This is a genomic window from Acinetobacter sp. QJM3NY_42 (assembly GCF_056173745.1).
In genome coordinates this window covers 2932275-2954054 of record NZ_CM149689.1, presented here as the reverse complement: position 1 = coordinate 2954054, position 21780 = coordinate 2932275, and the positions used below count along the sequence as shown (strand labels likewise).

The window sequence follows — 21780 nt, the reverse complement described above, 5'->3', positions numbered from 1 at the left end:
TTTCCAGACAAGTTTCAGAGAGCGGGAAGAGTTTTGTTATAGTAGAGCAATTTTAAAGATGACTGCAGGGAAAATGTTATGTCAGCAACTCCACGTATTGGTGTTTTAGGTGCAGGTGGCCGTATGGGCCGGATTCTGGTTCAGGCTGTCCAGCAGGCAGGTTACCAGCTGGCAGCAGCAGTAGAGCGTCCAGAGAGCTCACTGGTAGGAGCCGATGCGGGTGAGCTGGCAGGTATTGGTACGCTGGGAGTCAAAGTATCTGGTCAGCTGGCTGACGTGCTTAATGATTGTGATGTAATCATTGATTTTACTGCACCTGCTGCCACTGAACAGCACTTGAAACTTTGCCGTGAAGCAGGGGTAGCAATGGTCATTGGAACCACTGGCATGAATGATGAACAAAAAGCCGTACTGGAAGAAAGTGCTAGCCAGACACCTGTAGTTTATGCAGCCAATTATTCAGTTGGAGTCAATGTGTCGATCAAACTGCTCGAGCTTGCAGCAAAAGTGTTTGGTGATACAGTTGATATTGAAGTGATTGAAGCACATCACCGTCATAAAGTCGATGCTCCATCGGGTACTGCGCTCATGATGGGTGAAGCGATTGCGGATACCTTGGGCCGTAATTTAAAAGAAGTGGCAGTTTATGGCCGCGAAGGCCATACTGGCCCACGTGAGCGTCAGACCATTGGCTTTGAAACTATTCGTGGTGGCGATATTGTTGGTGAGCATACTGTCATGTTTATCGGGGAAGGTGAGCGTGTCGAAGTGACCCATAAGGCAACCAACCGGATGAATTTTGCCGCCGGTGCAGTACGTGCAGCCGCATGGGTCGTTGGACGTGAAGCAGGTAAATATGATATGAAAGATGTGCTTGGATTCAATGATATCCAGATGTAGCGCTAATGGCCCTTTTCAGGAAGAAAGGGGCCTGATTACACTTATATAAAAAGTATGAAAAATAAAAATGAGAAAGAAAACTATATTCAATATTTGCTTGATGTTACTGAGTCTGTTAATTACTCAATTTACCTCGGCAGAGCAGGCCAGACTAAAAATTAATAAACAGAATATCAAAGTCTGGACTTACCAGATGTCTCGCAACCCGGCTGCATCCTATAAGGCAGAGACAGTATTTAATGTACCCTTGGAACGGGCTGTTGCGCTGATTATGGATGTTGAGCGTGCCCAACAATGGGTCCCCTATATGGGGAAAATCAGTATATTAAACCGAGATGATCAAGCTGGAGAATTTTTGCTGCATGTGGTAATGGACTTACCTTTTCCGCTTAAAGATCGTGACCTTATTATTCAAAGTAAAATTACTAGAGAGCGTAATGGTACAGTGAATATCCGTAACCGGGGTATGGCAGATTCCCGTTTTAGTCAGCCTGACTATATACGTCTTCAAGACTATCAGGGAGACTGGACTTTTCAGCGTCTAGGTGCAAATAAAGTTAAAGTCACCACAATGGGATATGTAAACCCGGAAGGCAGTTTACCCATCAGTTTTATGAACATGTTTGTGGAACAGCAGCCTTACCAAATGCTTAAAATCATGCGATCCGAGCTTGAACGGCCCATGTATATCAATGCCAAACTTCCTGTGGCTATTCAATAAAGTCATTTCAGCCTACCTTACAGGCTGAAATTGATAGCACTTATGATTCACAGGCTATGGAAGGCTGTTGTCCTTTCCTCTGGATGAATACCAGAAGCAGGCCTACTATGCTCAGTACTGCGCCACTGACCGGCACTGCCATATAACTCCAGCCCATGCTAAGTACGGCACCACCCGCTACAGCGCCAAGCGCATTACCCAGATTAAATGCCCCGATATTAACTGAGGACGCAAGTCCTGGTGCATCATGAGCGGTTGACATTACCCGCATCTGTAAAGGGGGTACCAGAGCAAAGGTAGCTATGCCCCAGATCACCAGTCCGACTGCTGCCCCCAGTGGACTTTTTGCCAGTAACGGAAAGAGCAGCATACTGACGATCAGCAATACAAAGAAACCGATTAGGGTTTTGTCCAGAGACAGGTCAGCAAATTTTCCGCCTAAATGATTGCCGATCGAGAAACCTATACCAATCAGTACCAGCATCAAGGTGATGAATCCTGGAGATGCCTGGGTAAATTCAACCAGGCTCGGGGCAATATAGGTATACAGGGTAAACATTGCACCAGAGGCCAATACTGTGGTCAGCATTGCTAGTATGACCGGTCTGCGTGTCAATACTTTCAGCTCAGCTCTTACATCAGGCCTACTACCTTTATGGTCTTTAGGTAAGGCTTTCCATAAAGATAGTATCGTTAGCAGACCAAGACCGGTAATTGCCAGAAAGGACATTCGCCAGCCAATATTTTGTCCAACCCAGGTTGCCAGAGGGACACCACCAATATTGGCAACAGTCAAACCCATAAACATAGCTGCTACTGCGCTGGTCTGTTTATGGACCGGAACGACACTGGCGGCTACTACAGACCCGATTCCAAAAAATGCACCGTGGTTTAAACTGGTGATAAGACGTGCACCCATCAGACTCATATAACTGGGAGAAACTGCTGCCAGCAAATTACCTATAGTGAAAATAGCCATAAGCAGAATAAGTGCCTTACGGCGGCTAAAGCTGCTAAACCATAAAGTCATCACTGGTGCGCCAAGCATTACGCCCAGCGCATAACCAGTAATCAGCATACCAGCTCTCGGAATAGAAACATCAAGATCCCCGGCAATATCAGGTAACAGTCCCATTGGCGAGAATTCGGTTGTACCAATCGCAAACGCACCGACTGCAAGGGCAAGCAGCGGAAAATTAATTTTCATCCGTACTTAATCCCATACTGGTGCTAGCTGCTCCGGACTGATTTCCCGTCCATTACGTTCAAGTTCGGCGATTTTCTGCATTTCTTCATGGCTCAGCAGAATTTTCTGGGCTTCTAGGTTACTGAGCAGATGCTCACGCTTGGTAGAAGATGGAATTACTGAAAAGCCCTGCTGCATAGCCCATGCCAGGGCAATCTGGGCGGTACTCGCTTCATGTAAGGCTGCAATACGCATAAGAACAGGGTCTTGCAGCACCTTGCCATAAGCCAGTGTCATATAAGAGGTAACCTGTATATTCTGGCTCTGCAGATATTGCACTAATGTACGGTTTTGCAAATAAGGGCTTAGCTCGATCTGGTTGGTTACAATCTGGTCTGGTCCAACTGCTGCAATCGCCTCTTCTGTCTGGGCAATATTGAAATTGGACACACCAATATGTTCGGTGAGTCCCAGCTTTTTGGCTTGATACAGGCTCTGCACCAGTTCAGCAGCAGAGTAGCCCAGACCGGGGGCTGGCCAATGAATGAGTGTCAAGTTCACAGCATCTGTCTGTAACTTGTGCAGGCTGTCCTTCAGGCTGGCAATCATCCGTTCTGGTGCATAATTTTCAGTCCAGATCTTGGTGGTTAAGAAAAGCTCCTGTCGGGAGACCTTACTTTGCTGTATGGCTGTACCAACTTCTGCTTCATTACCATAAATCTGGGCTGTATCAATCGCCCGGTATCCAACATCGAGTGCCTGGCTGACTGAATCAATGACGGTTTGACCGGACAGGCGAAAGGTACCTACACCGATTTTAGGAATAATCATCGTAACCTCGACTATTTTTAAAAGTTAAGATTATTTTGTCGGAAGCTTTGTTGCTAAAAAAGTAGATAATCTGCAAAATATTATTGTTAATTTGTCATTAATTGGATGTGATGAAATCTACTTTTGAAGAGCTGCAGGTTTTTGTCAGTATTGTGGATAGTGGTTCGATTGTTAAGGCGTCTGAACAGCTCGGCCAGTTAACTTCTGGTTTAAGCCGTATTTTGCAGCGTCTGGAGAGTAAGTTAAACGTTACGTTACTGGAACGTACTACCCGCAAGCTCTCGCTGACACAGGAAGGCCAGCTGTTTCTAGAGCGTGCACGCAAGATTATCAATGAGCTGAACGATGCTGAAGAGCTGCTGCTTAAATCTGACCACGAGGTTTCCGGTAAAATCCGGATCGACTCGGCCACCCCCTTTGTGCTACATGTAATTGCTCCACTCATGCAGAAATTTATGCAGCGCTATCCATATATTGAAATTGAACTGAACAGCCATGACCAGATTATTGACCTTTTAGAACATCGGACCGATGTGGCTATCCGTTTTGGTCAGCTGAATGATTCAAGTCTGCATGCTCGTTTACTCACTCAAAGCCGCTTATATATAGTTGCAAGCCCCGCTTATCTGGAACAGTATGGCACTCCACAAACTGCTGGGGAGCTATTGCAGCATCAGTTAATCGGGTTTAGTTCTCCCAAGCATTTGAACACTTGGCCTCTCAAACTGGGTAATGAATACTTTACCGCAACTGCACCAATTCGGGCATCTAATGGTGAGACTGTACGGCAGCTGGCCCTGTTGCATCATGGAATTACCTGCCTGTCTGAATTTCTGGTGGGTCAGGATCTGGCCCAGAACAGACTAGTTGCCTTGTTTGAAGACCAGATTGAATTACATTATCAGCCTATTCATGCGGTTTATTATCAGCAGGAACATTTACCAAAACGGGTCAGGCTACTGATCGAATATCTGGTACAGGAATTAAGCTCGGGTTTTCATTTTGAACCATTTACCTGAGAGGCTGGCACAGGCAAACGGAGCTCAAATAATGGGAGCCTGAGCTGTCTGGATGTCTGCAATAATTCGAGTCGTAAATGCTGCTGCTGTTGTGAACAGACAAACTCGATTTTAGGCTGGAGTAGACCTGTCATAATCAGCCCGTTTTCAGTAGGTTTCTTATAAAGATAATGCCACTCTGTGCTGGAAGGGAGTGCTGTAATTTTCCAGAGCTGATAGCCAGGCAGTGACTGCATTTTTAAATAACCTCCAATTAATGACTGACACAGTGCATTTTGAGAAGTATTCTGCTGATATTGTGGCTGGCAAGCTGCTAGCCATAGACAAATAAATAATAAAGTACAAGTTTTCATCAAGTTTTGCTCAATTTTAATTTTTTTCAGCTTAAACCTATGCTATAGAGCATTACAGACACAAAAAAATTTAAAAAAGCAGTACAGATATGGCATTTCACTACCAACTTCTTGCCAGTCAGCTGGCCGGAAAAATTCACAGCCAAGCTTTAAAAGCCGATCAGCGGCTCAGTTCTCTTCGGGATTTTGCCCGGCAGCATGAAGTGAGCCTCAGCACTGCACAAAGCTGTTATGAATTACTAGAAGCTCAAGGCTTAATTTATGTACGGCCCAGATCTGGCTATTTTGTGAAAGGGCAGTCATTACAAAACCCGTTACCCCGTCATTTAGATTTCCAGTCCAGACCGCGTGATGTCAGTAATCTTGAACTGCAAATTGAAATACAACAGGCTTCCATTCAGAATAATTTAGTACATCTGGGGGCTATCCAGCTATCACCACAACTGGTACCTGTAGAGGCTTTACGCCGTTCGATCCAGCGTGCGCTCAAGCATAGCCAGCCGGAAGACTTTCTATACAGTGACCGGCAGGGCCATAAAAAGTTACGTCAGGCTTTAAGCGAACACTGGGCAGAAGATGGCCTGTATATTCAGCCAGAAGATATTTTAATTACCAGTGGCTGTATGCCTGCGTTATCACTCATTATTCAGCAGCTTACTGAAGTGGGTGATAGCATTCTGGTACCAACCCCAAGTTTTAATGGCCAGTTACAGCTACTGGCCAGTCTGAAGCGTAAAATTATCGAAATACCGGCCAGCCATGCAGGCGTTGATCTGGACCGGCTGGAACAGATGATGCAAAGCGGGCAGGTAAAGGCCTGCCTGATGACTGCGAATTACCAAAATCCGCTCGGCTACTGTCTGAGCAATACAGAAAAGGCACAGATTGCACAGCTGGCAGAACGCTACCGCTGTTATGTGATTGAAGATGATATTTATGCTGAATGCGGCTTTAATCTGGAACGACCATTACCTATTAAGTACTGGGATCAGGCCGGTTACATCATCTACTGCGGTTCAGTTTCCAAGTCTTTATCATCTGCTTACCGCATTGGGTGGGTATGTATCAGCCAGCAGCTACAGTCTTTTAGAATTGGGTTATTAAATGGAAATGCCATCGTTAATACACCATTGCAGCTTGCACTGGCCGATCTGATATATAGCCGTAGTTACCGTGAACATTTAAATAGTTTACGCCCCCGTCTTATGCAGCAGGTAAGACAATATCAGGAATATATTTTAAAGGTTTTTCAAGGCGTTAAAATCGGTCTAAGTCAGCCTGAGGGTGGTTATGCCCTGTGGCTGGAATTTCCGGTGCAGATTGACGGACTGGAAATGTATCATTTTGCACAGCAGCATGGCATTAATATTGTACCGGGAGAAGTATTTGGAGAAGACCGGCGCTATCGGCATTTTATCCGTTTAAATGCCGGACATGGCTTAAGTCATGAGATCTGCCAGTCGATTGATAAACTGGCAGAATGGGTAAAACAAAAACTTGATAACACAGACAGTTAGTCAAAATCTGCTTTTAAAACCACCCGGTAACGTACTTGACCTGAGTGCAGGCGTTCAATAGCTTCATTAATCTGTGACATTGGAAACAGTTCAATCTGTGGAGCAATATTTTTACGTGCTGCAAACTTGAGTAACTGACGCAAAGCCGCCGGTGAACCGGTGGGTGAGCCCGTCACTGATTTGTTCCCTCCAATAAGGGTTCCTACCGGTACCTGCATCGGTTCAAGGGTGAGTCCCAACATATGTACGGTACCATGTGGTGCCAGTGTGTGTAGATAGGATTTCCAGTCCAGACTGACATTAACGGTACTGAGCAATAAGTCAAACTTGCCGTATTGGTTTTTAAGTGCCGCAGAATCACGGCTGTTTACTACGTGATCTGCACCCATTTCAATCAGCTCGGGTGTTTTATCCAGACTGGAAGTGAAGGCGGTAATTTCGCAGCCCCATGCTTTAAGCAGCTTGATGGCCATATGGCCCAAGCCCCCAATTCCGATAACACCGACATGATGTACAGATTGAATCTGATGTTTTAATAAGGGATCAAATACAGTAATACCGCCACAGAGCAGGGGTCCGGCACTTTGTGGATCCAGATCATCGGGAAGAGGAATCGCCCATTGCCAGTCGGCACGTACTTTTTCAGCAAAACCGCCAGCATGGTCAACAATAGTCGCTTTAGAGCCACCATTACACATTACCTGATCACCGGCAATACAGTAATCACAATGCTGACAGCTTTCTGCTGTCCAGCCGATACCCACACGTTGACCCAGTTGCAAGCCTCTGGCTTCTGAGCCTAAGCCAATAATTGTACCGATGATTTCATGACCAGCCACAACCGGATAAACCGAACTGCCCCAGTCATTATTTAGTACTGAAACATCAGAGTGACACAAGCCACAGTACTCAACCTTGACTTCAACCTGATGTGGCTGTAAATCACCGGCATCGAACTCATAGGGAACCAGTGCTGCACCTGGCTGCATGGCAGCATAGGCACGAATAGTATTCTTCTGACTCATAACAACTCCTTGGCAGAAAAGCGGATGTTTGGCTTAGACTTAAATTTACAGCTATTTTCATGATCATCAACCATACCGACTGCCTGCATAAAAGCATAACAGGTCGTCGGTCCAACAAATTTGAAACCATATTTTTTTAAAGTTTTTGAAAGTGCAAGACTGGTCTCTGTCTGGGCAGGAGCCTGACGAAAATCTGTCACATTCCGATATAAAGGTTGACCATCGACAACTTGCCATAACCAGTGGCCTACATCACCGACTTCAGCTTTAAGTTTTTGCCAGGCAACTGCGTTGTCACGAATAGCCTTCAACTTGCCCAAGTGACGGATAAGACCTGAATCCTGCATTTTTTGCTGTAACGACTCATCACTCAAGCCAGCAATCTCAGCAATCGGATATTGAAAAAAATGCTGCCGATAAGCCTCGCGCTTCTTTAAAACGGTAATCCAGGAGAGGCCGGCTTGCTGACCTTCCAGACACAGCATTTCAAATAGGCGTTGCTCATCATATTCAGGTTTTCCCCACTCTTGGTCATGATAGGCAATATAAAGCGGGTCATCCGAGCACCATCCGCAGCGCTGAGGGGTCATCATGGTGCTCCCTGAGTGGTTTAACTTAAGGTTCTTAAATAGTAAATCTTATCCACTCACTGGTAAGATTATTCCAAAAATATAGTTCGGCGATAGCAAGATCGTCAAACTTTAACCAGCAATCTTTACCATTCTTATCATTAAAACCTGTGCTGATCATCAGCGCATCTTCAGTAATTTCCATTATCCAGCCCTGGTAACTCTGTCCGGCCAGCACAATTTTCTGCTGGTTTCCAGATTCTGCAAATTCGACCAGCCGTTGAATTAAAGCTTCTGACATATTTTTTTCCTAACGCAGATACAGATAAGGATTCACTGCACCACGACCTTTGCCTTGCAGATAAATTCCATAATGAAGATGAGGGGCTGTATGACGGGCATTACCAGTATTGCCTACGTAACCGATGAGCTGTCCCTTTTTAATATAATCACCGACTTCCAGACCTCTTTTGTGCCCATCAAGATGGGCATAATAGTGCCAGCTGCCACCTGGTCCCAGAATCCAGATGACTTTACCTCCAAGATTGTTATTGCGCAGATCTGCGATCAGCCCCTCTGTGGCACTATAAACTTTTGTACCGCGTGGAGACATAATATCAATACCTTCATGAGTGCGTCCTTTACTACGTGACACTCCCCAGGTATCACTGAGTTGTTGACGCTCCACACTCTTCACTGGAACCGGCAAACGCGAATCAAGCTGCATACCATGAAGTTTACTTACTTGGGCAGCGGGTAGGGCAGAAGGTTTTTTCGGCGCAGAGGTACAGGCCGCTATCAAGATAAAACACAAACTTAAAAAAATATAACCGGCAAAACGTGACACACGACTTCCTTGATTAAATAAGTTTATAAAATGACAGTAACCAGTATGTCATCACTCGATAAGCTGAATCAATTTTTTCATAGCCGTTGGCAGACCACGCATTAGAGCCTGTTCAGGACTCAGCCATTCACCACCCAGTTCAGTCTGTAGAAACTCACGTTGTTCTGGTTCCACGTGGAACAGATAGGTATCTAGCAGCCAGGTAAAATGAGTGAAGCCATGTGTAATCTGAACAGGTGCTTGCTTCTGCTTTAAACCATATTGTGCCAGCAGCTGAGAAAACTGCTGCTTATCTTCAATTATAGGCAGACAATACAAGCCGCCCCAGAGACCGCTAGCTGGCCGCTGCTGCCATAACCATTGGTCTTGGCTTTGTAATAATAAGATATGGCCCTGTTTTAGCGGCACAGGCTTTTTGGGTTTTTTATAAGGCAATTCAGTTTCTAACCCCTGCTGATGGGCAAGACAGTGCTCCTGCATCGGGCAGTAAAGGCATAACGGTTTTTTGGGGGTACAAATGGTAGCACCCAGATCCATGATAGCTTGCGTATAATCATGGTTACGTTCAGTCGGACATAGCTCTTCTGCCAGTTTCCAGAGTCTGCGTTCCTGTACCGGCTGGCTCAAATCTTCTTCAATTGCAAAAAAGCGTGCCAGTACCCGTTTAACATTGCCATCCATAATGACACCATACTGGCGCAATCCGAGTGACATTAATGCGCCTGCTGTCGAGCGGCCTATACCGGGCAAAGCAATCCAGCCGTCAAGACTGTCTGGAAATTTGCCTTCACGGCTAACTATTCCAGCTGCTTTATGCAGATTTCGGGCACGTGCATAATAGCCCAGCCCAGCCCAGTATGGGGCTACTTCATCCCAACTAGCCAGTCCCAAGTCATTTACAGTAGGAAACCGCTGGATAAAGCGATCGAAATATTGCAGCACAGTCTTAACCTGGGTTTGTTGAAGCATAATTTCTGAAACCCAGACTTTATAGGGATCATCACTGACTTGCCAAGGCAGATCATGCCGGCCATGAACATCAAACCATTCAAGTAAAGCATGTGAAAAGGAAAATTCGGACATATAAATTTCAGGCAGGAATTACTTGGAGATTATAGCTGAACTACAGCGAGAATAGATTTTTTAGTTGGAAAAAGGCATGTTTCATGCTAGGTGTTTTAAACAGCTTAAAGATTAAGTATTAAAGATAAATAGCACCGTTATAGTAAACGGCAGAAATCAGTAAACCCAGTAACCAGGATAAAAGATGATGCCTTGGGCATCATCTACTCATTTACTCTTCGTCCAGTATTCCCCAGCGCTCGTCCAGTCTTAAAGCCTGACCCGCATAGCGTGGAATAATATGGATATGGAGATGCTGGGAAGCTTCTCCAAAGACAGAACCATCATTAAAGCCGATATGGAAACCTTCAGGCTGATGACGAATTTTAAGTTCATTACGCGCCAGTTCCAGAAGCGACATCAGGCTTTTACGTTCTTTATCAGTGACATCGAAAAATGAACTGATATGGCGCAGGGGAATAATAACAGAATGTCCCTTAGATAACGGTTTTGGCTCAGGCAAAATGGCACCAAAGTCATTTTTATCAATCACATCATATTCATCAAAGTCACAATATGGACAATTATTTTCACTCATGATTATACCCTCATCGTTTTATTTATAGGTTGAATCTATGCAGTAAGGTAATCAGCACCTTACTGCGATTTTAATATTTTATAGGTTAAAGGTGACGTTGTAGCAAATCATACATGGCCTTCAAGCTTTGTCGCTCTGCTTCTACGTTATAGCCCAGATCTACTCCATTGGCCCGGGCACGTTCATCGGCTAATGGATTACTAAAACCATGTTTTGCTGCTTCAAATACAATAACATCATGCTCTACACCGGCTGCCTGCATTTCCTGCTTGAAACTGGCTACATCATCTAGAGTGACCATGCTGTCGAGTTCACCGTGCAATACCAGAACTTCAGCCTGAATTTTTCCAGGCTGTGCCGGCTCTTTTGCAGAGAGATTACCGTGAAAAGTAGCAACGGCTTTAAGTGGTGCACCTGAGCGTGCCAGATCAAGGACGACCTTGCCCCCATAGCAAAAGCCTATTGCTGCCAGTTTATCCGGATTTACTTCATTTTGTTCAGCCAGAGCCTTTAGGCCAGCTGACGCACGAGTCACTATTGTGTCCGGATCCTGAAAAGTTTGGGTCATCCATTCATTGGCTTGGCCCGCGTCGATAGTTACCTTTTTGTCACCATACATATCAATTGCAAGTGCAGCATAACCATGCTCAGCCAGCTCACGGGCACGTTGTTCAGTATATTCAGTTCTGCCCCACCATTCTGGCGCTACAATCACACCCGCTACTGGTGCATCAGATTCTGGCGCAGCAAAATAGCCAACTAAATTGGTACCATCTGCTACGTTATAATGAATTTCGCGGGTTTTGATTGTTGAAGTCATTCTGATCAATCCTTGTATAAACTTAAGAGAATGACCTGATTAAATCATAAAAAATATTTAAAATGACTGAAAAGAAAAAGAATATAAAAGAAGAAATGTGAAAATTTATGTTTTTAATAAGATGAAAAAATAAAAAAGAAGGATAAATCCTTCTTTTTTATAACACGATGAATATATATTTATACTCGGCCGCGTGAGATAAAACCAACGATTGCCAGAATAACTGCAATCACAAGCAGAATCACTGCAAAGTCTTTAGATAAGCCTGCTACGCCACCAAAACCTAACAGACTTGCAATTAGTGCAATCACCGCAAAAATAATCGCCCAACGAAACATAATTTATCTCCATAATTTTTTATTAATGTGTTTTTAGTATAGAGAGCAAAATAAAATATAAGTGTGAGCTTTGTGTTTAAAAATTATACCAGGTATTGCGTTAAGTAAATGATTTGTGAGAGATGTATTTTTTAAAAGTCAAAACACACAATGATATACTGTTCAGGTAGTAAATTTGTATGAAGTATTATGGTGAAGCCGTTGCGTCCACAGTTTTGGAAAGTCTATCCACTTGAACAACTTAGCCCGGAAGAGTGGGAAGCGCTTTGTGATGGCTGTGGTTTGTGTTGTCTGGTCAAACTTGAAGATGAAGAGACTCAAGAGGTTGCCTATACCAAAGTTGCCTGTAAATTACTGGACTGCAAGACAGCGCGGTGCAGTGATTATACCAACCGGAAACAGCAGGTTCCTGACTGTATCCAGCTGACTCCAGAAAAGCTCGCTACAATTCACTGGTTACCTCCGAGTTGTGCTTATCGCCGTCTGTCTGAAGGTAAAAATTTACCTTCATGGCACTATTTGAATACCGGCAGTCGCCAAAGTGTGATGAAAGCCAAAAAATCAGCAGCCGGCCGCTGTATTTCTGAACTGGACATTGAGGAAGACCAGATAGAAGAATATATCGTGCGCTGGGTACGTTAAATTAAAAATAAAAGAGAAGTATCTCAAGCTTCTCTTTTATTCTATCTCATCCGAGCTTGGCCTGAATCCGTTCTTTCCATGAGGTCCGGATAATAGTAAGGCTGGAGCTTAAGCCAAGTAAAATCATAATTAAGGCTACAATTAAATCTGGCCAGACCTGCTGTGTTCCAAATACGCCTACAGCAGCCAGAACTACCGCTATATTACCAATCGCATCATTACGACTGCACAGCCACACAGACTTCATATTGGCTTCGCCATCCCGAAAAGCATATAGAATCAGGGCAGTCAGGATATTCGCGATCAGTGCCAGTGTACCAATAATACCCATAGTAATTGCTTCTGGCGGTACACTATGTATATAGGACCAGACCACTTTGCCCAGAACAATGAAAGCAAAAACCAGCATCATCAGTCCTTTTAGCAGGGCAGCTGTTGCGCGCCAGTATAATCCAAGACCCAGTACGAAAATAGAAATCAGGTAATTGAAAGAATCTCCTGCAAAATCCAGTGCATCAGCCCAGAGTGAAGTGGAACCTGTATGTGCTCCACCTGTAACCTCAACAATAAACATAGTGAAATTTAAAAATAGGGCTATCCACAGCGCATTTCTGAATTTACGGCTTTTGGCCTGTGTTTCCTGACAACTACAGCAACCTGCCATTATTCAACTCCTGAAAGATCAGATAGAATAATTAAAAAGTCTGGAGTAACTCCAGAGTCAAGAGGGGAACGTATGCTGTATTCGATTGGTGAACTGGCTAGGAAAAGTAAAATTTCGGTAGACAGTATTCGCTTTTATGAAAAGAAAAATCTGCTTTCGCTGCCATTACGGGGTAATAATAACTATCGTTATTATGATGACACTGCGCTTGAACAGCTTATCTTTATCCGGCATTGCCGTGAACTGGGAATGTCACTTAAAGAAATTGGACAGCTGACTGAACTGTTGAAAAAGCCGTATCAACAGTGCAATACAGTTGATCAACTGCTAGAAGATCATTTGGGACATATTGAACAAAAACTTCAACGCCTTGAAAATTTCCGTACAAAGTTACAACAGCTGCGCCAGACCTGTCGGGCTGACCTTACTATTCAGAACTGCAAAATTATTTCTGGCCTTAAGCACCCTGAACCATAAGCTTTAACTTTCCTGAAAATTAATTAAATCAAAAGGAAATATTTGGTAAAGCAATACTTTGATTAAATCGGACAGATATATTCATTCATTTGTATGATGGAAAATATAGTCAGAATTTAAGAGAGAAGTAATGTATAACAATAAATTCCGCATAACATCTATATTATTTTTTAGCCTGTTTACCTTGTATGGCTGTAATTCAAATCAGGGACACACTAATACTCCGGAAAGCCATCAACAGGCTGACCAGACTTCAACTTCTAAGCAATTACAGATATTTAAAGTACAGCAAATTACCCAGTTTAATGAACCTTGGGCACTCGCTATCCTACCTGACCAGCGACTACTGGTCACTGAACGAAAAGGTCAGCTCAAGCTATTTGACCCGCTGACAAAACGTACAGTAAATATCACAGGTCTGCCTGAAGTAGCATACGGTGGGCAAGGCGGTCTGGGCGATATCGTATTGCATCCAAATTTTAATCAAAACCAGTGGGTTTACTATAGTTATGCGGAAAAAGGTGCTGGAGGACAGGGAGCAGCTGTCGCCAGAGCCCGGCTGGACCTGAACAGTGCAGTGCCAGCTTTAAAAAACCATGAAGTAATCTGGCGTCAGATACCAAAAGTTTCGGGGCAAGGCCATTATGGTCATCGTCTGGCTTTTGACCATGAAGGAAAACTCTGGATTGCCTCAGGTGAGCGCCAGAAGTTTACGCCGGCACAGGATATGAAATCTAATCTTGGGAAAGTACTGCATCTAAACGATGACGGTACACCGGCCAGTAATAATCCATTTGCACAGCAGAGTAGAGTAACCGCCGAGATCTGGTCATTCGGACATCGAAATCCGCTTGGGATTGCATTTGATGCTAAAAATCAGCTCTGGGTCGTAGAAATGGGACCGAAAGGTGGGGATGAGCTGAACCTGATTAGAGAGGGGAAAAACTATGGTTATCCCATCGTTTCCAATGGAGACCATTATGATGGTAAAGCGATTCCTGACCATTCAACCCGACCTGAATTTCAAAAACCCGAGCTAAGCTGGACACCTGTCATTTCTCCCTCGAGTCTGCTGATTTATCAAGGCCGGCAATTTCCCAAGTGGCAGGGGAAGGCACTGATTGGAGGGCTGTCTTCAGAGGCTTTGATTATCGTAGATCTGGAGCAAAACCCGGTGAAAGAAATTCAGCGTATTGATATGAAGGAACGTATTCGGGGATTACAGGAAGCTCAGGATGGTTCGATCTGGGTTATTGAGGATGGCAAAAATGCAAAACTTTTGAAACTAACGGCTGGCTCATGAAGCATCGGGGTATGAAGCTGATATTTAAGCCAGAATATTTGCTATTTTTGCCCCGCACTTATATACAGTACTGCTTAAAAACTGCCGTGCAGCAGCCTGAAAATACGCTACTATAAAAGCTTATACAGTAATGCAAAAAGAATATGTCAGATACTCAAATCCCTCTACCTGAACGTCTGCGTCCACGTGACCTCTCAGAAATTATCGGACAGGATCATCTGCTCGGTGAGCAGGCACCTTTACGGCAGATGATTGATCAGGGGCATTTGCCTTCTATTATTTTCTGGGGTCCACCGGGTGTGGGTAAAACTACTATTGCCTTGCTTCTGGCACAGGCTGTAGATCGACCTTTTATTAGCCTTTCAGCGCTCAATACTGGGGTTAAAGAACTACGGGAAATTATTGCTGAAAGTGGCGATCTGCTGACACCTGTAGTTTTCATTGACGAAATTCATCGCTTTAACAAGTCTCAGCAGGATGCGCTATTAAATGCGGTAGAGAAAGGTAAAATCACCTTAATCGGAGCGACAACTGAGAACCCGTCTTTTGAGGTAAATGGTGCGCTTTTGTCACGCTGCCAGGTTTATACCTTAAATATTCTTGATAGCGAATCTATTCAAACCTTGCTTGATAAAGCACTTCAAACAGATGAATTTTTAAAAGAACGGCATATCCAGATTGAAGAATATGATGCACTCATCCAGTTTGCTGCTGGAGATGCTCGCAAGGCACTCAATCTACTTGATCTGATTGCCAGTACCTTTGAACCCGGCCTTGAAAATATAATTAATAATGCCATCGTGGTTAAGGTTGCACAGCAGAATATCGCACGTTACGACAAATCCGGTGAACAGCATTATGATTTAGTATCAGCATTTATTAAGTCAATTCGGGGAAGTGATCCGGATGCAACTTTGTACTGGATGGCCCGGATGCTTAAAGGTGGAGAAGATCCGGTATTTATTGCACGCCGTATGCTGATTGCAGCATCAGAAGATATTGGCAATTCTAATCCGAATGCACTTTTACTGGCTGGAGAATGCTTCCGTTCAGTTCAGGCAGTGGGTATGCCTGAAGCACGGATTATTTTAGGTCAGACAGCAGTATATCTGGCTACCAGTGCGAAAAGTAATAGTACTTATCTGGCAATTAATAAGGCCTTGGCCTTGGCCGAGAAAACTGCCAACCTGCCTGTTCCCCTACATTTAAGAAATGCGCCTACCAAAATGATGAAAGATCAAGGTTATGGAGTGAATTATCTATATCCGCACGATTATCCGGAGCATTTTGTATTACAGGAGTACTTGCCCCCTGAGCTAAAAGGTACTCAATTGTATGAGTCGGCACGTAATAAGCGGGAAGTGGAAGGTGAGAAGCTACAACAGCGCCGCTGGCAGCAACAACAGCAACAGTAAATCAAGGGCCGTACCCGGGCCCTTGTTTTTAGGATTTAAAAAGTCTGTTAATGATATTCAGCCTATTTTTCTAGATATTATTTTGAAAAGTTGAGTCTTCCGATAAGCCTTTTTTATTTTTGGTATATTTATTTATATTTACTTAATGGGTTATATAAAAAATAAAAAATTTCATTAAATATTTTAAAGTTATTTATTCTCTTAATTTTAAGATCATAAGTTAGTAATTGGCTAGAGATAAATTTTTTAAATAGAAAATTCCAAAATTTTTAATCTTTAGGCACTCTATATAAGGAATTTAAATTATATAAAATATTTAATAGTATTTCTTTTATAGCTAAAAAACTCAATTTTTATAAGTTTACATTGAACACTAATTGTACAAATAAAAGTAACCTAGGTAAAATTTAAACTCTATAAAATGACACTAGCTCAACATAGAAAACAGCTTTTTAGCATCAAAACAACATATTAAATTTAATTAAATTCTCATAATTAATATATCAAATAGATGGCTGGAGAGTAACCTATGAGACTTAATACAATCGACTGGATTGCATATGCTTTAACAATTATTGGTGGAATTAACTGGGGCCTGGTTGGTGCATTTAATTTTGATCTAGTTGCTGCAATTTTTGGTGAAATGAGTGCTCTATCCCGAATTATTTATGTATTGGTTGGTTTGTCTGCACTTTATCTAATTTATACGGGTACTAAACTGGGTAAAACAGTGCACCATGACCCTCATGCAAAAGTTGTTCGCTAAGTAAGCCTAATATTTTAAATTTTATATAAAAATGGAGTCTTGGCTCCATTTTTATTTTTATAAAACACTATTTTTACCTTTTACTTAATATTTAAAAGCCACTCTATAAATATTAGCTTATAGCTTTTCTATTATTTTTTATAAATTTCCTACTGCTGCTTTACAGTTAAATATTAAATTTCTATTTTAAAAATTAACTTCTTATTTTAATGGAAAATATTTAATCAATACTATTCACCCAATTATAAAACAATTAATAGAATATTCTAGCAGAGATCCTCTTTTAAAATTAGTAATAAAATTGACATAACATTAAATTATTATACCCAGCATTTCCTTATCTATTATTTAAATTATATGAATAAAATATTTAAAATCAGCATATTAGCTTTAAATTTATTTATAGTTGCCTGTAACGATGAAACCAGTAAAAATTTAGTCATACCACCTTCAAATCATACTGAGTCAAAATATTATCAAACTAAAACCCCTTATCAGCCACAACAGGATATAAAAAGTTACGAGCCAGTTCCTTCAGGCTTTCAGCCTGTCTTTACAGAGATGGTTGCACGTCATGGATCAAGAGGGTTATCAAGCCTTAAGTATGATCTGGCCTTATATCATTTATGGAAACAGGCGAAAGCAGAAAATGCCTTAACTCCTTTAGGGGAACAACTGGGTAAAGACCTAGAAACTATGATGCAAGCTAATATACTTTTAGGCTATGGGGTAGAAGGTATTCGCCAGTTTGGTTATGGTAATGAAACTGTGACAGGCATTTTGGAACATCGTGGAATTGCTGATCGCTTACTGCAGCGTTTACCAAACTTGTTTAATCAGGATGCTTCAATCTGGATACAAAGTTCTGGAGTGGACCGGGCAGTCGATAGTGCAAAATTTTTCACAGCTGAATTAATTCAGCAGCGAAGTGAGCTTAAAAATAAAATAGAACCTGACTCCTATACCAGTCTGACCAGTACTAGTTCTCCTACCATTGAAGAAGGTGGAGTCGACCGCTTCAAGCTTTATTTTCACCGCTTAAATGCAGAGGAAGATTTAATTAAAGCACTTAACCCTCATCAACAGGAAATTTATGAGGCGAGTCAGACCTATCAACAGTTTGAAGAAAATAATGATGACTTGAACAAGAAACTTGATGAATTATCTAACCATACTCAGGCTGAGGCAGTTGCATTAACTGTACTCGAACCCATCTTTAAGGCAGATTTTATTCGAAAGCTCGGTTTACCTGACTATATTTTCAGTAATACAGGCTCATTTACGGTCACTACTCCTGCAGGGGAGCAAGTTACAGAAAAGGGTAAGGGTAAAAATACAATCGCAAGCACGGTAGATGCTGCAGCTTATCTGTATGAGCTTTATTCGATTTCAGGTGGAATGCAAAGTGAATTACGAGGAACAGACTTTGCTAAATACATGCCTTTAAATGCTGCCAGGTTTTACGCTGAATTTAATGATGCTCATGACTTTTATGAAAAAGGACCAAGCTTTTTAGAATCAAATCAGGTAACAAGTAAAATAGCATATGGCCTAAAACAGGATTTATTTCAACAAGCTGATCAGGTTATCGAGAAAACACAACCTTATAAAGCTGTTTTACGTTTTGCCCATGCAGAAATTATTATTCCGCTTGTGACCAGTCTTGATCTGCATAGTATGATGCAACCTTTAGCCCTGCATCAGACTTATAGTTATGCTACCAGCACATGGCGGGGCGAAACAGTTTCACCTATGGCCGCCAATATACAGTGGGATATTTATCAAAATCCTCAAGGCCATACGCTAGTAAAAATGCTTTATAACGAAAAAGAAACTTTATTTAAACCAGCTTGCAATTATGCACGTTACCAACCCACAAGTTTTTATTATGATTATCAAAAATTAAAACAGTGTTATCAGGGCCGTTAAATTGCTGGGTAAAAAATTATACTTATCTGAATAATAAATCCATGATTGAAGTGTCCAAACATAATACTATTAAAATAAAAAACCGGACTCTATGTCCGGTTTTTTGATTTACTGCTATTTTCAGATGTCGGACAGATCAATACCTAAACGTGCAGCTACTTCTTCATAGGCCTCAACAACACCTCCTAATCCCTGACGGAAACGGTCTTTGTCGAGTTTTTTCTTGGTATCCTTATCCCATAGACGGCAGCCATCTGGAGAGAACTCGTCACCAAGTACTATACGGTCATGGAACACACCAAATTCAAGCTTGAAATCTACCAGAAGCATATTGCCCTGAGCAAACAGGTCTTTTAGAACTTCATTTACTTTATAGGTAAGAACCTTCATCTGTTCCAGCTGCTCCGCAGTAGCCCAGCCCAAGGCAATTGCCTGAGACTCGTTTACCATTGGATCACCTAAACCATCATCTTTAAAGAACAGTTCAAAAGTAGGTGGATTAAGTTCCTTACCTTCTTCGATACCTAGACGACGACATAATGAACCTGCAGCATAATTACGGATCACACATTCTACCGGAATCATTTTCAGTTTCTTGACCAGAACTTCTGTAGGTGAAAGCAGCTTCTCGAAATGAGTTTCGATCCCGGCAGCAGCAAGTTTTTCCATGATAAAGGCGTTAAAACGGTTATTCACCTTGCCCTTACGATCTAGTTGTTCGATTTTTTCGCCATTGAACGCAGAGGCATCATCACGAAAGACTAAAATCAGATGGTCGGCAGAATCTGTTTCATATACAGATTTCGCTTTACCCGTATAAAGCAAGGTTTGTTTTAACATGGAGGAACCTTTTTACAAAAAAAATGCCTAGTACGACTAGGCTGGCCAATTTTGGTAAATCTGAGCTAACAGCTCTGCAGCCTGCTGTGGATCTGCAAAACTATTATCGGCATTAAACACAGCAAGTGTATGACTTGCACCTACGGAGGTTAGTCTTAAAACATATGTCCGGTTATCAGCTTTAATAGTGGCTTCATGACCATTTTTACTCTGGCCAACCACGCTATAGTTAAGGCTGCTCAGCGTGGCAAGAGTATATTGCCAGATCGTTGCCGAGTTACCCTCAATTTTAAGTAACGGATTGCGGTTACCATCCATCACTACTTGAGGACGCCCAGTTTCAGTCACATTCTGAGCTGTAGCAGACTGATTTGTACCTTGCTGAGCTGATTCTGGACGAGGCAGGGCAAAACGGTTGCCCCGCTTATTTTCAAGTTTAGGCGCATTATCAATGGCGAGCTGTTCAACTGTAGGTGCCGGATACAGCGGCGTAGCTGGTCGTACCAGAGAACCTTCAGGATATTTAAGTGGTTCTAGTGTGGTTGTATTTTTATAGTCAAGAGAACCATTATTGATGCTCATGGAACTGCAACCAGCCAGACTCAAGGCTGAAAGGGTCAGGGCTAAACCAATACGTAACTGCATAATCTTTGTGCTCTTATTCAAGTATACCCGCTGCTTTGAGGGCATCACGCAGTGGGGTGCGATACTGTTCTGCAAGTGGGGTCAGCGGCAAGCGAATACCAGTGCCAATCAGACCCATTTCATGAAGAGCCCATTTCACAGGAATTGGATTCGATTCACAAAATAGAATGTTATGTAAATTTGATACTTTATTGTTAAGTTCAAGAGCTAAAGTCTTATCTCCCTTGATTGCAGCTGCACAGATTTCACTCATGATCTTAGGTGCAATATTGGCAGTTACAGAAATATTCCCCTGAGCCCCGCCATGAATCAGCTCGCATGCTGTAGCATCATCACCTGAATATACTGAAATCTTGTTTTTCAGCCCTTCGATCAGTTTGCAGCCCCGCATAATATCGCCGGTAGCATCTTTAATACCAACAATCTGTGGAAGATCGGCTAGACGGATTACAGTTTCATTCTGCATGTCTACACCAGTACGACCTGGTACATTATACAAAATCTGTGGTAAATCGACAGCTTCAGCAATCGCTTTATAATGTTGATAAAGACCTTCTTGTGTCGGTTTATTATAATAAGGAGTCACCAGCAGGGCAGCATCTGCACCCAGTTCCTTGGCTTCTTTAGTCAGTTCGATGGCTTCGCGTGTTGAGTTCGCACCAGTGCCGGCAATAATAGGAATACGTTTGTTGGCCACACGAATGATTTCTTTGATCACCTGTGTATGTTCAGCCATACTTAAAGTCGATGCTTCACCTGTTGTGCCAACAGCAACAATGCTGTTAGTGCCTTGTTCTATGTGCCACTCAACCAGCTTCTCAAGACCCTTCCAATCTACGCTACCATCTTCAAACATTGGGGTGACAATGGCGACAATTGAGCCTTGAATGGTCTGTGCTTGCTGAGTCATTTTAAAAAAATATCCTTGTTGTCCATCCGGATAGTTTAAGAATTAAGTGTCTGGATGGTTGCAGTATTTTGAGTGTAAGCAAAATATGAACAGGCGTAGCCCATTGCATAATGCTTATGCAAATTATGACTGAACATCTGGTGAAGAACAATATACTTTCGCCAAAGCGATGAAAAACTTTGATGAAACATATTCAGGCGACCAAAAATTTTTAATTTCCAGTCTGATAATGAATTGAACCGAATTATTTTAATTTAGAAAACCTGTAGTTCAGGACAGTGAAATGACCAGGTAAATCATCAAATATTAAAATTAATAGTCTGGAGAGCCAGAAAGATAAAAATCACCTGATTAAGAGCTAATTGTGATGAGCTTATAGAGGAATATAATAAAAAAATTTTAA

General features: G+C 42.4%; 25 protein-coding genes. 10 read left to right on the top strand and 15 right to left on the bottom strand.

Annotated elements, in window-relative coordinates; all coding sequences use genetic code 11:
* Positions 1–78 precede the first annotated feature (78 nt).
* Both dapB and AC0VYT_RS14040 read left to right on the top strand, forming a co-directional pair.
* Positions 79–900 carry a 4-hydroxy-tetrahydrodipicolinate reductase gene (gene dapB / locus AC0VYT_RS14045; RefSeq protein ID WP_005017661.1) on the top strand — a complete coding sequence of 274 codons (822 nt, stop codon included), beginning with the start codon at positions 79–81 and terminating at the stop codon, positions 898–900.
* Between the two features lie 67 nt (positions 901–967).
* Positions 968–1621: an START domain-containing protein gene (locus tag AC0VYT_RS14040; RefSeq protein WP_248065551.1), complete on the top strand. Its 654-nt coding sequence runs from the start codon at positions 968–970 to the stop codon at positions 1619–1621.
* 40 nt (positions 1622–1661) lie between these two features.
* Here AC0VYT_RS14040 and AC0VYT_RS14035 read toward each other — a convergent pair whose 3' ends face one another.
* Both AC0VYT_RS14035 and dkgB read right to left on the bottom strand, forming a co-directional pair.
* Complete coding sequence (locus AC0VYT_RS14035; protein WP_005017665.1) at positions 1662–2828, bottom strand: MFS transporter; 1167 nt, start codon at positions 2826–2828, stop codon at positions 1662–1664.
* Positions 2829–2834: 6 nt separating this feature from the next.
* Positions 2835–3638: a 2,5-didehydrogluconate reductase DkgB gene (dkgB, locus tag AC0VYT_RS14030; protein WP_005017667.1), complete on the bottom strand. Its 804-nt coding sequence runs from the start codon at positions 3636–3638 to the stop codon at positions 2835–2837.
* 110 nt (positions 3639–3748) lie between these two features.
* Between dkgB and AC0VYT_RS14025 the strand changes: the two genes are divergently transcribed.
* Complete coding sequence (locus AC0VYT_RS14025; protein WP_005017670.1) at positions 3749–4657, top strand: LysR family transcriptional regulator; 909 nt, start codon at positions 3749–3751, stop codon at positions 4655–4657.
* On the opposite strand, the gene AC0VYT_RS14020 is transcribed toward AC0VYT_RS14025, so the two are convergent.
* Positions 4636–5010 carry a hypothetical protein gene (locus AC0VYT_RS14020; protein ID WP_005017672.1) on the bottom strand — a complete coding sequence of 125 codons (375 nt, stop codon included), beginning with the start codon at positions 5008–5010 and terminating at the stop codon, positions 4636–4638. The two genes, AC0VYT_RS14025 and AC0VYT_RS14020, sit on opposite strands and share 22 nt — an antisense overlap.
* A gap of 89 nt (positions 5011–5099) precedes the next feature.
* On the opposite strand from AC0VYT_RS14020, the gene AC0VYT_RS14015 reads away from it, so the two are divergent.
* Positions 5100–6527 (top strand): aminotransferase-like domain-containing protein, encoded by a 1428-nt coding sequence (locus tag AC0VYT_RS14015; protein WP_005017674.1) that lies wholly within the window; start codon positions 5100–5102, stop codon positions 6525–6527.
* Here the strand turns inward: AC0VYT_RS14015 and ahr are convergent.
* The 8 genes from ahr to AC0VYT_RS13975 all read right to left on the bottom strand — a co-directional run bounded on the left by ahr (position 6524) and on the right by AC0VYT_RS13975 (position 11786).
* Positions 6524–7552 (bottom strand): NADPH-dependent aldehyde reductase Ahr, encoded by a 1029-nt coding sequence (gene ahr / locus AC0VYT_RS14010; protein WP_005017676.1) that lies wholly within the window; start codon positions 7550–7552, stop codon positions 6524–6526. The two genes, AC0VYT_RS14015 and ahr, sit on opposite strands and share 4 nt — an antisense overlap.
* On the bottom strand, positions 7549–8142 hold the full coding sequence (locus tag AC0VYT_RS14005) for a DNA-3-methyladenine glycosylase I (protein WP_005017678.1): 594 nt from the start codon (positions 8140–8142) through the stop codon (positions 7549–7551). Before AC0VYT_RS14005 ends, ahr begins: the two co-directional genes overlap by 4 nt.
* Before the next feature lie 34 nt (positions 8143–8176).
* A complete protein-coding gene (locus AC0VYT_RS14000; protein ID WP_005017680.1) occupies positions 8177–8422 on the bottom strand; it encodes a hypothetical protein in 246 nt (81 codons plus the stop codon).
* Positions 8423–8431: 9 nt separating this feature from the next.
* A complete protein-coding gene (locus tag AC0VYT_RS13995) occupies positions 8432–8968 on the bottom strand; it encodes a M23 family metallopeptidase (protein ID WP_005017683.1) in 537 nt (178 codons plus the stop codon).
* A gap of 51 nt (positions 8969–9019) precedes the next feature.
* Positions 9020–10051 carry an A/G-specific adenine glycosylase gene (gene mutY, locus AC0VYT_RS13990; RefSeq protein ID WP_005017689.1) on the bottom strand — a complete coding sequence of 344 codons (1032 nt, stop codon included), beginning with the start codon at positions 10049–10051 and terminating at the stop codon, positions 9020–9022.
* A gap of 211 nt (positions 10052–10262) precedes the next feature.
* On the bottom strand, positions 10263–10628 hold the full coding sequence (locus AC0VYT_RS13985; RefSeq protein WP_005017690.1) for an HIT family protein: 366 nt from the start codon (positions 10626–10628) through the stop codon (positions 10263–10265).
* An 85-nt stretch (positions 10629–10713) separates the two neighbouring features.
* On the bottom strand, positions 10714–11448 hold the full coding sequence (locus AC0VYT_RS13980) for a dienelactone hydrolase family protein (RefSeq protein WP_248130419.1): 735 nt from the start codon (positions 11446–11448) through the stop codon (positions 10714–10716).
* A gap of 179 nt (positions 11449–11627) precedes the next feature.
* Positions 11628–11786: a DUF1328 domain-containing protein gene (locus AC0VYT_RS13975; protein ID WP_005017692.1), complete on the bottom strand. Its 159-nt coding sequence runs from the start codon at positions 11784–11786 to the stop codon at positions 11628–11630.
* 189 nt (positions 11787–11975) lie between these two features.
* On the opposite strand from AC0VYT_RS13975, the gene AC0VYT_RS13970 reads away from it, so the two are divergent.
* Entirely contained in the window at positions 11976–12428 is a 453-nt protein-coding gene (locus AC0VYT_RS13970; protein WP_005023938.1) for a YcgN family cysteine cluster protein, read from the top strand.
* A 46-nt stretch (positions 12429–12474) separates the two neighbouring features.
* Here the strand turns inward: AC0VYT_RS13970 and AC0VYT_RS13965 are convergent, their stop codons facing one another.
* On the bottom strand, positions 12475–13092 hold the full coding sequence (locus tag AC0VYT_RS13965; protein WP_005023940.1) for a cation efflux transmembrane domain-containing protein: 618 nt from the start codon (positions 13090–13092) through the stop codon (positions 12475–12477).
* Between the two features lie 72 nt (positions 13093–13164).
* Between AC0VYT_RS13965 and AC0VYT_RS13960 the strand changes: the two genes are divergently transcribed.
* The 5 genes from AC0VYT_RS13960 (at position 13165) to AC0VYT_RS13940 (ending at position 18982) form a co-directional block, all read left to right on the top strand.
* Positions 13165–13569, top strand: a complete 405-nt coding sequence (locus tag AC0VYT_RS13960; RefSeq protein ID WP_005023942.1) for a MerR family transcriptional regulator — start codon at positions 13165–13167, stop codon at positions 13567–13569.
* Positions 13570–13699: 130 nt separating this feature from the next.
* On the top strand, positions 13700–14872 hold the full coding sequence (locus AC0VYT_RS13955; RefSeq protein WP_034669716.1) for a PQQ-dependent sugar dehydrogenase: 1173 nt from the start codon (positions 13700–13702) through the stop codon (positions 14870–14872).
* A 143-nt stretch (positions 14873–15015) separates the two neighbouring features.
* Positions 15016–16287, top strand: coding sequence for a replication-associated recombination protein A (locus AC0VYT_RS13950; protein ID WP_005023946.1), 1272 nt, complete (start codon positions 15016–15018; stop codon positions 16285–16287).
* Between the two features lie 529 nt (positions 16288–16816).
* Positions 16817–17053 carry a DUF378 domain-containing protein gene (locus AC0VYT_RS13945; protein WP_005023947.1) on the top strand — a complete coding sequence of 79 codons (237 nt, stop codon included), beginning with the start codon at positions 16817–16819 and terminating at the stop codon, positions 17051–17053.
* Between the two features lie 357 nt (positions 17054–17410).
* Positions 17411–18982, top strand: a complete 1572-nt coding sequence (locus AC0VYT_RS13940; RefSeq protein ID WP_106438837.1) for a histidine-type phosphatase — start codon at positions 17411–17413, stop codon at positions 18980–18982.
* 120 nt (positions 18983–19102) lie between these two features.
* On the opposite strand, the gene purC is transcribed toward AC0VYT_RS13940, so the two are convergent.
* Genes purC through dapA form a run of 3 tightly spaced genes read right to left on the bottom strand, consistent with a single transcriptional unit; the run spans position 19103 to position 21377 of the window.
* On the bottom strand, positions 19103–19822 hold the full coding sequence (gene purC, locus AC0VYT_RS13935) for a phosphoribosylaminoimidazolesuccinocarboxamide synthase (RefSeq protein ID WP_005023952.1): 720 nt from the start codon (positions 19820–19822) through the stop codon (positions 19103–19105).
* Positions 19823–19858: 36 nt separating this feature from the next.
* Entirely contained in the window at positions 19859–20467 is a 609-nt protein-coding gene (locus AC0VYT_RS13930) for a hypothetical protein (protein WP_005023954.1), read from the bottom strand.
* 13 nt (positions 20468–20480) lie between these two features.
* On the bottom strand, positions 20481–21377 hold the full coding sequence (dapA, locus tag AC0VYT_RS13925; protein ID WP_005017708.1) for a 4-hydroxy-tetrahydrodipicolinate synthase: 897 nt from the start codon (positions 21375–21377) through the stop codon (positions 20481–20483).
* Between the last annotated feature and the right edge of the window lie 403 nt (positions 21378–21780).